Origin of the sequence: Cupriavidus necator, from assembly GCF_013141915.1 — a bacterium.
Classification (GTDB): Bacteria; Pseudomonadota; Gammaproteobacteria; order Burkholderiales; family Burkholderiaceae; genus Cupriavidus; species Cupriavidus necator_B.
The window spans coordinates 232,415-243,900 of sequence record NZ_SROX01000009.1 but is presented as its reverse complement, the minus strand read 5'-3'; the positions used below and the strand labels follow the sequence as shown (position 1 = coordinate 243,900).

10 protein-coding genes are annotated in these 11,486 nt (G+C 64.5%); 5 read left to right on the top strand and 5 right to left on the bottom strand.

Going from position 1 to position 11,486, the window contains the following annotated elements; genetic code table 11:
• Window positions 1-31: 31 nt before the first annotated feature.
• Window positions 32-217, bottom strand: a complete 186-nt coding sequence (locus E5S69_RS18615) for a helix-turn-helix domain-containing protein (RefSeq protein ID WP_171516113.1) — start codon at window positions 215-217, stop codon at window positions 32-34.
• Between the two features lie 124 nt (window positions 218-341).
• Between E5S69_RS18615 and E5S69_RS18610 the strand changes: the two genes are divergently transcribed.
• From E5S69_RS18610 to E5S69_RS18595, 4 genes are all read left to right on the top strand, one after another.
• Entirely contained in the window at window positions 342-728 is a 387-nt protein-coding gene (locus E5S69_RS18610; protein WP_171516112.1) for a hypothetical protein, read from the top strand.
• 1,114 nt (window positions 729-1,842) lie between these two features.
• Entirely contained in the window at window positions 1,843-2,703 is an 861-nt protein-coding gene (locus E5S69_RS18605) for a phage integrase N-terminal domain-containing protein (protein WP_171516125.1), read from the top strand.
• 110 nt (window positions 2,704-2,813) lie between these two features.
• A complete protein-coding gene (locus E5S69_RS18600; RefSeq protein ID WP_171516111.1) occupies window positions 2,814-3,050 on the top strand; it encodes a hypothetical protein in 237 nt (78 codons plus the stop codon).
• A gap of 319 nt (window positions 3,051-3,369) precedes the next feature.
• Window positions 3,370-3,747: a DUF5594 family protein gene (locus E5S69_RS18595; protein WP_171516110.1), complete on the top strand. Its 378-nt coding sequence runs from the start codon at window positions 3,370-3,372 to the stop codon at window positions 3,745-3,747.
• A gap of 36 nt (window positions 3,748-3,783) precedes the next feature.
• Here the strand turns inward: E5S69_RS18595 and E5S69_RS18590 are convergent, their stop codons facing one another.
• The 3 genes from E5S69_RS18590 to ubiD form a co-directional block, all read right to left on the bottom strand.
• Window positions 3,784-4,686 carry an aldose epimerase gene (locus E5S69_RS18590; protein ID WP_171516109.1) on the bottom strand — a complete coding sequence of 301 codons (903 nt, stop codon included), beginning with the start codon at window positions 4,684-4,686 and terminating at the stop codon, window positions 3,784-3,786.
• Between the two features lie 26 nt (window positions 4,687-4,712).
• Window positions 4,713-6,737, bottom strand: coding sequence for an acetoacetate--CoA ligase (locus E5S69_RS18585; protein WP_171516108.1), 2,025 nt, complete (start codon window positions 6,735-6,737; stop codon window positions 4,713-4,715).
• A 128-nt stretch (window positions 6,738-6,865) separates the two neighbouring features.
• The gene (gene ubiD / locus E5S69_RS18580; RefSeq protein ID WP_171516107.1) at window positions 6,866-8,392 is read right to left on the bottom strand and encodes a 4-hydroxy-3-polyprenylbenzoate decarboxylase; all 1,527 of its coding nucleotides are present in this window, start codon (window positions 8,390-8,392) and stop codon (window positions 6,866-6,868) included.
• A gap of 650 nt (window positions 8,393-9,042) precedes the next feature.
• Here ubiD and E5S69_RS18575 point away from each other — a divergent pair.
• Window positions 9,043-10,143, top strand: a complete 1,101-nt coding sequence (locus tag E5S69_RS18575; RefSeq protein WP_171516106.1) for a lytic transglycosylase domain-containing protein — start codon at window positions 9,043-9,045, stop codon at window positions 10,141-10,143.
• Between the two features lie 80 nt (window positions 10,144-10,223).
• On the opposite strand, the gene E5S69_RS18570 is transcribed toward E5S69_RS18575, so the two are convergent.
• The gene (locus E5S69_RS18570) at window positions 10,224-11,405 is read right to left on the bottom strand and encodes a pyridoxal phosphate-dependent aminotransferase (RefSeq protein WP_171516105.1); all 1,182 of its coding nucleotides are present in this window, start codon (window positions 11,403-11,405) and stop codon (window positions 10,224-10,226) included.
• Between the last annotated feature and the right edge of the window lie 81 nt (window positions 11,406-11,486).

Genomic DNA, 11,486 nt, shown 5'->3' with positions numbered 1-11,486 from the left:
CATTGGTGATGGACGGTGCCGCAGCCGACCATCAATTACCGTGCTCGCGCATCCATCGAATCTCGTGCTCACGCACATTGGCACCTCCGGTTTCAATGCGGCTCATGTAGGTGCGCGCAAAGCCTACATGATCCGCAAATGCTTCTTGGGAGAGGCCGGTTGCTTGCCGAAGTTCACGTATTCGCTTGCCAAAGCGATGGCGTAGGGTTCTTTTCATACCCCTTACTGTCGAAGCGTGAACACTAATCAGCCACACACTAATCGTGACATTCTGAGTAGGATTGGGTATGCTACGTCTGCGTCGGCATCCTTGGCGGCGCCGAACCGGAGCAATTCTTACCATGAGCGGCATGTTTGTCCTCTGGCAAACGGCGCGCCACGCCGGCAATCTTGCACGGACCGCTGCACCGTTCCACGCCCTAGGCGCTACCTTGGCGCATCGGCCATTTCGCCTTCCTGCTTCCCAGCAGGCTATTGCAGTGCAACTGCACTCGCTAGTGGCAGCCTACCTGCAATACGAGCAGGGCAAGCTGGCCCACTATCAGCCAGCTGTGCAATGCGTTGCTGCTTGTGCTGCCTACTGGCAGGGCAAGGGCATGTTGCCTTGCCACTGGCGCAGGATACGAAACCAGGTGCTGCGCTTCGAATTCAACCTAGGACGTCCCCTCTTTCTGTCGAGCCGCATTTACGCAGTTGGGCAGGAGCTATTCCCCTATGTCCTACACTGAATCTCAGGATGATTGCTATGACGATCGGCTTAGCTGTCTTGATGGTAGGGGCGCCCATCGCGGCCTTCTTCATTTGGGTTGCTCGGAACAGTCTTCGCGCTCAGGAGAAGGAGTGGGAGGAGCGTCATCTGCGAGACTGCCATTGCCGATGTCGTCAGGGCGGTGCAGATCACGATTTGTCCCCATAGCCGATCGTCATAGAGCCATTTAATGTCTAGCGCCAAAGCATATCGATGGGAGCGCAGATGCTGGCAATTCGAAGGACTCATGGCATTCGTCAACTATCTTGGCACGCGCGGTGCAGATACCTGGCCCCTCGTTGACTGCTGTGCAGTCAGTCCGCTAGCACGAGAAGGGCTCAGAAAGACCGCACGGGATATAGACAGGCTTGCCAAATTGGATGCGACGCACTAATCTAACGAGCACTTCTCGCCCTTCGGGCATCGACATTGGCATTGCGTGCCACAAGTAGGCGTGGCAAGACTACTATATGGTGAGGCGCTTGGCGCTGTAGCTACTATTTTAGTCATACCTGTCTAATTTTTTGGCTGATCAGCTGGGCTGTCTAAGTCCGTCCAGCTGCTGATCAGCCCCCCTTTCGATGGGGCTCCGTAGCAACTGCGGAGGTCATTCTTTCAGCGTCCTTCACTGATTCCTCCGTCCTTCCCTAGACCTTAGCGGAGGGCTTCGCGTGCCTCGCTAACACATCTTCTTGCCCTCTCGCTATAGCCGTATTCGGCGGCGTTGATAAGGGGTTCAAGGCCTTTCCCCCTCCTTGTTTCCTCAGGACACCCTGAGCATAGCCAGAACTTGTCTGGCGAGTCCGTCTGCACTCTCAAAGCAGACATCCAACGGAAACCAGGTTGCCTGTTTGGAAAGTAAAGAAGGTGGATTAGGGCTCCGCCTAACGTAGTCACCGCATGTTATCGCCAGAACGTCTGTGTGAGCCCGACGGGACACACGGGCCGGCTGGTAATGCCGTGGCTGGTCGCTTTACCCGTACCGCGTACCTGAGGGTCACGGTGCTAGGGCTGGTTTAGCCAGTCGCAGTTAACACTGACCAAAGTTAAGACGAGTGAGGATACCGGTGAAGATCGATATATTCGTAGACCTGATGCGCTTGGTTGAGCGCAACCGTGATGGCTCATATGCGACCCGAGCGGCCCGCAAGGAAGTGCTCGCGCAGGTAGCTCATGACCTTAAAGACATAGGCTTCCGGACACTTCCCGCTACGGGATTGAAGCCAAAGCATGTTGCAGTGTTGGTCGAGCGTTGGAAGACGTCCGGTATTGCTGTGGGCACCATGAAAAACCGCATGGCACATGTGAGGTGGTGGGCTGAGAAAGTTGGCAAACAGAATTGCATTCCACGCACCAATGCTGAGTTGGGTATTGGAAGGCGCCGCTATGTGACGAACATTTCAAAGGCGCTTGTGCTCGCGTCGGGGGATCTCGAGAAGATTACCGATGAGCGTCTGCGTTGTTCCATCGAGTTGCAGCAGGCGTTCGGACTGCGTCGAGAAGAATGCCTGAAATTTCAGGCGACGTATGCGTTGGCAGGGCTGACGGCCGATGTCGCGCACGAAATTAAACTCAAGCCGACGTGGTGCAAGGGCGGTCGGGCGCGTGCTGTACCTATTACGGACGAGCATCAGCGGGCGGTGCTTGCACGTGCAGTTACGTTTTGTGGGAACGGTTCCATGATCCCCAAGGAGCTCAAATATGTCGACCAGCTTCGTCGCTATGTTTCAGCCGTCAAAAAGGCCGGCATGTCGAAGTTACACGGGCTTCGGCATGAGTATGCTCAGCGTCGCTATCAGCAGCTCACTGGCTGGCCAGCTCCTGCAGCAGGCGGCCCAGTTTCATCACAGCTAACGCAGCAACAACGGGTTGTGGATAACTCAGCACGGCTACAGATTTCGGCGGAGTTGGGTCACAACCGGGAGGAGATTACAGCCGTTTATCTGGGCCGCTAACGCGCTGCTGCCCTCATTGCTCAAAGCTTTGGTGATATCCGCTGTTGCCCGCTTCGAAGGCATCGGTGCTTTTTTCCTTGTTTGATCTAATCTATTTGAAGGAGAGATACTTGACAGATCTATTCGAAAATCAGTTCCTTGCCTTGCTTGCGCGCGATTTAGTGAAATTTGTCGAAATTTTGCCAGCACCGGCGGGTTGGTATGTGCGCGTCAATGGCTTCCAGTGGTTGCGTTCGAGTAAGGGGCCGCACCGCTTTGACAGACTGGAAAAGACATTGGAGTACCTGCGCGAGTTGGGTTGCATGCGCGTGATGGTTGATTTGAGCACTTGGCCAGACGCATCATAGTTTGCTTCTGAACTGGTCCTTAGCGGTTCAAACCGCAGTCCACCGTGGGGCCCTCTTTGAGGCGATAGCCAAGATGTTGAGCCCTATTATCGCGGCGGCAAGGCTACGGAACATCGCCGAATTTCCGGCGGAGGCGAACGGCAGACCGCGAGCCGTGAACCTGGAGGAGGGCGAGACCGGGGGTACTGTCGCCGGGTGGGGGCTTCCGGATGTACCAGTTGTCCGCTGGCGCGCGAGACGGCGTATAGTGGGTGGCAACGCCGGCGCTCCATATCGGGCAACCGGCGCCTTTGATTCGCAACGTCAGGACGCCAACACCTTGACCACGGACTTCTACGCTCGCTTTGAAGCGGAATGCCTGCCCCGCATCGTCGATGCAATCGGCAGGCAGCACCGTCGCGTGCAGCTGCATACCTTGCCCGCCGAGGTCCCGAACCACCCTCCACGCCTGTGCATGACCGGGGAGGGGCCGCCTGAGCTGCGCCGTCATCCGCATTCGCTCGATGTCACGCTGGCATGGGACGGGCTGGAAGTGCAGCGCCTGTTCGCGGCCGGCGGCGAGGCCCGCTTTGCCGGCTACCTCGCGGCGCTGCCGTCCAAGCTGCGGGCGTGGCAGGAGCCGCGCGGCATCGATTTCCGCTCGCTGTCGCAGGCCGATCCGCAGATCCTGATCGGCGGGCTTGATTTCGAGCACTGAGCCGACCTCTGGCCAACGGCAAGGGCCCCGGCGGAATCAGCCCGCCACGCGCAGCCGGCATACCGCGCTTTCGGTCTGGCCGGGCGCGAGCCAGCGCAGCCCCTGGCCGTGGTGGATGGCGTCGGGCAGGCCCACCCACGGTTCGACGCAATAGAAGTCGCAGGTCTCGCTCTCAGACCAGGTGGTCACGGCATGCCAGGGCACGCTGCCGGGCAGGTCGAGCTCGAAGCGGATCTCGCGCCCTGGCATGGACAGCATGGCGGACGGGCTGTCGCGGAAGACGTGGAACGTGTCCTGCAGCCGTGGATCGTCGAGCCGGTATGTCGACTCGCCCGGCCCCGCGGGGCCCGGCTTGCCATCCGGCAGCTGGCGCAGGCGCTCCGTGCGCGGCAGCGCCAGCGAGGCCGCGGCGCGTTGCGCGTGGGGCAGGGCGAAATAGAAGTGGTGGCCGGGATAGCACGGCAGGCGCTGCGTGCCGGTATTGGTGGTGCGCAGCGTGACTTCCAGACCGTCGGGCAGCAACGCGTAGACGGCATCGAAGGCAAAGGCAAACGGGAAACCGGCGCGGGTGGCTGCGCTGTCGCGCAGCGTCATCGTGATCGTAGACTGCGGGTCGAGGGCGCTGACGTCGAAGGGCAGGTCGCGCGCAAAGCCATGCTGCGAGAGCGTATGCACCGTCCCTTGCTGGTCTTGCCACTGTCCTGGCTTGGCCTCGGCAAAATGCCGGCCGATAAACGGGAACAGCAGCGGGTTGCCGCCGCGGACCTTGGCCGGGCGGCTCCAGTCGGCGGCCTCGGGCCAGTACAGGACGTCCTGGCCGCGGTGCACCCAGCGGACCAGGCGTCCGCCATGTTGCGGCGCCAGCAGCAGATAGGAATCGGCGTGACCTATTCGCACCAGCGACTGGCCCTGGAAATCTTCGGTCGGTTGGTTTTGCATGGCGTAGAAGGTGTAGGCGCCGGCGTTCAGGTTGCGGCCGATTCGGCCTGCCGCGCCTTGAGAAAGCGCGCGGCGTAGTCGAAGTACCAGTCGAGCGTGTCGGGATTGGCCATGGCGTCGCGGTTGGCGATGCTTTGCGGGGCATGGCCCAGCAGCAGCTTCTTGATCGGCACCTCCATCTTCTTGCCCGACAGCGTGCGCGGCACGCCCGGTGCCTGCACGATCTCGTTGGGCACATGGCGCGACGACAGCGCGCTGCGGATGCGCGCACGCAGCGTGTCGCGCAGCGCGTCGTCCAGCACCACGCCTTCGCGCAGCACCACGAACAGCGGCATGTACGATTCGCGGCCCAGGTATTCCAGATCGACCACCATGCTGTCGAGCACCTCGGGCAGGTCTTCGACCACGCGGTACAGCTCGCTGGTGCCCATGCGGATGCCGTGGCGGTTGATGGTGGCATCGGAACGCCCGTAGATCACCGCGCCGCCGTGCCTGGTGATCTTGATCCAGTCGCCATGCCGCCACGCGCCCGGGTAGGTGTCGAAATAGCTGTCGCGATAGCGCTTGCCGTCGGTGTCACCCCACAGGTAGAGCGGCATCGACGGCATCGGCTCGGTGCAGACCAGTTCGCCGACCGCATCGACCAGCGGCTGGCCATTTTCGTCGAAGGCTTCCACCTTGGCGCCCAGGCAGCGGCACTGCATCTCGCCCGAGTAGACCGGCAGCAGCGGGCAGCCGGCGACGAACGAGCCGGCGAAATCGGTGCCGCCCGACATCGGCACCAGCCAGAGGTCTTCGCGCACATGGCGGTAGACCCAGTCGTAGGCCTCGACCGGCAGCGGCGAGCCGGTCGAGCCGAGCCCGCGCAGGCGCGACACGTCGGCGATGCGCGCCGGCTCGATGCCGGCCTTCATGCAGTTGGTGAAGAACGCCGCGCCGGCGCCGAACAGCGTCACGCCGGCATCGTCGACAAAGCGCCACAGCACGCCGGCGTCCGGCCACGCCGGGTTGCCGTCGTAGAGCGCGATGGTGGTGCCCAGCAGCAGCCCCGCCACCTGCGCGTTCCACATGATCCAGCCGCTGCTGCTGTACCAGTGGAATACATCGTCCGGGCCCAGGTTGTTGTGGAACGCCATCAGCTTGAGCTGCTCGATGACGATGCCGCCATGGCCATGCACGATCGGCTTGGGCATGCCGGTGGTGCCGGACGAGTAGACGATCCATAGCGGATGGTCGAACGGCACCGGGTCGATCGCCAGCGGCACGTCGTGCGCCAGCACGTCCTGCCAGGCGTGGACGCGCACGCCGGCGGGCGGCGCAGCGATGCTGCCGGTTTGCGGCAGCAGCACCAGGTCGGTCAGCGAGGGCAGGGCAGCGACCAGTTCGGCCAGCACCGGCGCGCGGTCGTAGACCTTGCCGCCGTAGCGGTAGCCGTCGACGGCGATCAGCACCTTGGGCTCGATCTGGCGGAAACGGTCGGCCACCGCCACCTGGCCCATGTCCGGCGCGCAGCCGGACCAGACCGCGCCCACGCTGGCGGTGGCCAGGAAGGCCACCACGGTGGCGGGGATATTCGGGAGATAACCGGCGATGCGGTCGCCGCGCTGCACGCCCATCTGGCGCAGCGCATGCGCCAGCGATGCCACCTGGGCTTCCAGCGCATGCCAGCTGATATCGGCCAGCGGCTGCGCCTCGCCGGCATGGCGGATGGCGGTGCGCTGGCGGGCGCTGCCGCTGCCGGCATGCCGGAATACCTGCTGCACATAGTTCAGCGTGGCGCCGTCGAACCAGCGTGCGCCGGGCATGGTGCGCCGGTCCAGCACTTGCGTGGCCGGGGTGTCGAAGTGCACGTCGAAATAGGCGCGCACGGCGTCCCAGAACGCTTCCAGCTCGCTGACCGACCACTGCCACAGGCTGTCGTAGTCGTCAAAGGCCAGGCCGCGTTCGTCACGCAGCCAGCGCATGAAGCGCGCGACCTGGCTGTTGTCGCGGAACGCCTCGGACGGCGTCCACATCAGGTTGCCTTCGGCGAGCGGGGCGGCGGTCGTCATGTCTCCTCCTTGCGCCCGTCTGCCGCGGGCATCGGATGGTGCGATGGTGGGCTGCGGGCGCCTTGCGGGCGCCCGGCATCAGCGTGACATGATAACGGCGGTTGGATTCAGGCGCCTGCCTGCGGCCGTCAGCGCTTGGCGGGGTGCTCGAACAGCGTTTCCCACAAGCTGTCGACCTTGGCCTTGACCGCCGCATCCATGGCGATCGGCGTGCCCCATTCGCGGGTGGTTTCGCCCGGCCACTTGTCGGTGGCGTCGATGCCCATCTTGGAGCCCAGGCCCGACACCGGCGAGGCGAAATCGAGGTAATCGATCGGCGTGTTGTCGACCAGCACGGTGTCGCGGCTGGGGTCGACGCGGGTGGTGATGGCCCAGATCACTTCCTTCCAGTCGCGCACGTCGACATCGTCGTCGACCACCACGATGAACTTCGTATACATGAACTGCCGCAGGAAGCTCCACACGCCGAACATCACGCGCTTGGCATGGCCGGCGTACTGCTTTTTCATCCGCACCAGCGCCATGCGGTAGCTGCAGCCCTCGGGCGGCAGGTAGAAGTCGGTGATCTCGGGGAACTGCTTCTGCAGCAGCGGCACGAACACCTCGTTCAGCGCCACGCCCAGCACGGCCGGCTCGTCGGGCGGCTTGCCGGTGTAGGTGGAGTGGTAGATCGGGTCGCGCCGCATGGTGATGCGGTCGATGGTGAAGACCGGGAACCAGTCCTGCTCGTTGTAATAGCCGGTGTGGTCGCCGAACGGGCCCTCCAGCGCATGCTGGTAGCCGGACGGGTGGTCGGGGTCGGGCTGGATATGGCCTTCCAGCACGATCTCGGCCGAGGCCGGCACGCTCAGTTCGGACAGCGTCGGCGTCAGGCAACCCGCCAGCGCGGTGCGGCTGCCGCGCAGCAGGCCGGCGAACTGGTATTCGGACAGTGTATCGGGCACCGGCGTCACCGCACCCAGGATGGTGGCCGGGTCGGCGCCCAGCGCTACCGCGATCGGGAACGGCTTGCCCGGGTTGGCCAGTGCATGCTCGCGGAAGTCGAGCGCGCCGCCGCGGTGCGCCAGCCAGCGCATGATGACCTGGTTGCGGCCGATCACCTGCTGGCGGTAGATGCCCAGGTTCTGCCGCATTTTATGCGGGCCCTTGGTCACCACCAGACCCCAGGTGATCAGCGGCGCGGCGTCGCCGGGCCAGCAGGTCTGGATCGGCAGGCGCGCCAGGTCGACGTCGTTGCCCTCCCACACCACTTCCTGGCACGCCGGGCTGCTGACCCGCTTCGGTGCCATGTCCCACACGGATTTGGCCAGCGTGAAGAGCTTGCCAGCCTCGCGCAGGCCGCGCGGCGGCTCCGGTTCCTTCAGCGCCGACAGGACCCGGCCGATGTCGCGCAGGTCTTCCATCGATTCGGCGCCCATGCCAAATGCGACTCTGCGAGTCGTCCCGAACAGATTGGCCAGCACCGGCACGCTATAGATGTCGCCGTGGGGGGCGCCCGCAGGCTGCTCGAAGACAACCGCGGGGCCGCCGGCACGCAGCAGGCGGTCGCAGATTTCGGTCATTTCCAGGTTGGGCGACACCGGCCGCGCGATGCGCCGCAGCTCGCCGAGGCCCTCAAGTTGGCCGATAAAATCGCGCAAGTCTTTGTATTGCATGGTGAATTCTGTTGTGGTGCGGCATTCGCACGGGTTCCGGCGAGGCGGCGGTCAGGTCGGTGACAATACACATTCCTCCGAGCAGCGGCAAAAAAATCGCCAGGCCGGTGCCCCGGAAATTGTAAGTTTTTTGCCCGGCCGTGGGCGGGACTTGTCGCGGCGAGCCAAGGCCACGCCTGCGTTTGCGGGCGGGCGAGTGATGCCGGATCGACGAGTGTCGGCTTGTTACAAATAACTAAAAGTTTTGTATTTAACTGTTTTTATTCTTGACGGGATATAACACCGTTCCTACAATCCGGTCTGCTCCATGGAGTGTTGCGTCGCAACATGGATTTTCCCCCTGTGTCAAGGGGTGCACATCAAAAGAACGTGCCAGAAAGTCCCTCCAGCAAGGACCGATGGTCAAGGCCCCGCGCGAATGGCGGGATGACCGGTCGCCTCCGGCGACATGCCGGAGTGTAGAGAGTTAAGTCGTGGCAGGTGGTGCTCCCCCAGAGTGCAACCTGTTTCCAGTTGGGCGCATGGGGAGCGCCCTGCCAACAGGTGCTTGGTCGTCTCTGCTAGACGGCGCGGCATCCTTACTTGAGTACGTTGAGATCGGGCGCGCGCCGCAGTTTGGCACGCGAAGCGGGCAACGGATGGAGGTAAGCATGAGCGGTTGGAAAACCCTTCATCTTCCCGGCATCGGGCGGGCCTTGCAGGTTCGCCTCCGACAGCCGGTACCCGGAGTGAGTCGGGCATTGCAGGTCCGTCTCGCGCATCCGGTCGCGGGCCGCGCGTTGCGCGGGGGCCGTGCAACGCTGAAGTACGCCCTGAACAGCCTGGGCGTGGTGGCGGTCGTTTCGGCGGTGTCGCTGTCGGTGAGCCAGGAATGGCGCACCACGCTGGCCGCCTTGCTGGCCGGCGACGAAGCCCCCGCGGTGCTGGTGAGCGCAGCCGTGGCAGCGCCGGCGCATGCCGGCACTGCCAACAGCGCAGCCGTCGCCAGCCCCGTTCCGCCCAGCACGGCGGACGTCGCGGCGGCCAAGCTGGGCTATGGCGGCGGCAATGGCCGCGGCGGCAAGCTTGGTCTGCCGACCGTGTCGGGCGTCGACGAATGGACCCTGGCTGCCAATACCAAGGTGCCGTCGGTCGCGCACCTGGCCGCGCAGATTCCGGTGACGCGCGTGGCGATGGACGCCCGCAGCACCAGCGGCACGCTCGGCAGCGCGCGCGAGCAGGCCGCCGTAGCCGACTATATCGCCCGCAAGTACCGCGTGGCGGCGCAGGCCACGGCGCAACTGGTCAAGGCGGCCTACCTGACCGGCCGCGAGGTCGGCATCGATCCGCTGCTGATCCTGGGCGTGATCGCGATCGAGTCCAGCTTCAACCCGTACGCCGAAAGCGGCGTGGGCGCGCAGGGCCTGATGCAGGTGATGACCAAGGTCCACCAGGACAAATACGAAGCCGTCGGCGGCGTGTCCGCGGCGCTGAACCCGTACGCCAATATCAAGATCGGCGCACTGGTGCTCAAGGACTGCATCGCCCGCGCCGGCTCGCTCGAGGGCGGCCTGAAGTACTACGTCGGCGCCACCACGGCCACCGACGGCGGCTACGGCGCCAAGGTGCTGGCCGAGCGTGCCCGCCTGCGCCAGCTGATCGGCGTGCGCAGCGCGCCCGCCCACGCCGACAAGCCGGCCGAGGACAAGGCCCCGGCCGAGCACGCGCCGACCGAGAAGCTGGAAGCCAACACCGGGCCGCACAACGCCTGAGGCTGGCTGCGGCAACGCCCAAAAGAAAAGCACCCCGCGGGGTGCTTTTCTTTTTGCCGGTCCTCCGGCATCCGGCGCGGTCAGCGGAACAGATTGCCCAGCCGCGCCATCGCTTCTTCAATATTCTCGCGCGACGTCGCGTAAGAGATCCGGATGTAGTCCCTGGCCGTATGCGGGCCGAAGTCCTGCCCCGGCACCATCACCACGCCCGCATCGTGCAGCATCGACTGCGTCAGCCGGTCGGCGTCGCCGGCGGCCGGGTGGTTGACGCCGCGGCAGTCCGCATACACATAGAAGGCGCCGTCGGGGCGCACCGGCACGCGCAGGCCCAGTGACTCCAGCGCCGGCACGATCAGGTCGCGGCGGCGGCGGAATTCGGCCTTGCGCTCGTCGTAGATGGCCAGCGCCTCGGGCGTAAAGCACGCCAGCGCGGCGTATTGCCCCACCGCGGAGGCACAGATGAACAGGTTTTGCGCGACTTTCTCGAAGGCCTCGACCAGTGCCTCGGGCACCACCAGCCAGCCCAGGCGCCAGCCGGTCATGTTGAAGTACTTCGAGAAGCTGTTCACCGTGACCACGTCAGGGTCCAGGCTCAGCGCCGACACCGGCGGGGCGTCGTAGGACAGGCCCTGGTAGATCTCGTCGAGGATGGCAAAGCCGTTGCGCGCGCGCACCGCCTGCAGGATCCGGGCAAGCTCGTCGGGCAGGATCGAGGTGCCGGTCGGGTTGGACGGCGAGGCCAGCAGCACCCCCCGGGTCTGTTCGCCCCAGTTGGCCTCGACTTGCGCCGCGGTTAGCTGGAAGCGCTCGGCCGGGCCGCTCGGGATCATGCGCGCGGCGCCGTCGAAGGCGGCCACGAAGTGGCGGTTGCACGGGTAGCTGGGATCGGGCATCAGCACCTCGGCGCCGATCTCGACCAGCACCGCGCACGCCAGCAGCAGCGCGCCCGAGGCGCCGGCGGTGACGATCACGCGCCGGGCCGGGATATCCAGCCCGTAGGCCGTCTGGTAATAGCCGGCAATGGCCTCGCGCAACGGGTGGATGCCAAGCGCGCCGGTGTACTGGGTGACGCCGCGGCGCATCGCAGCTTCGGCCGCGCGCACCACCGGCTCGGCCGCAGTGAAGTCCGGCTCGCCGATGCCCATGTGCACGATATGGCGGCCGGCACGTTCCAGCGCGGCGGCCTGCTTGGCCAGCTCCATCACATGGAAGGCGTCGATGTTGGCGAGGCGGGAGGCGGTGGCCAGGCGTTGCAAGTCCATGGTGTTCCAGGGCGGGCAGGGGCCCATTCAGCAAGAAGGGGTAGGTGGGAACGAAAACACCCGCCGCGGCGGGTGTCGTCT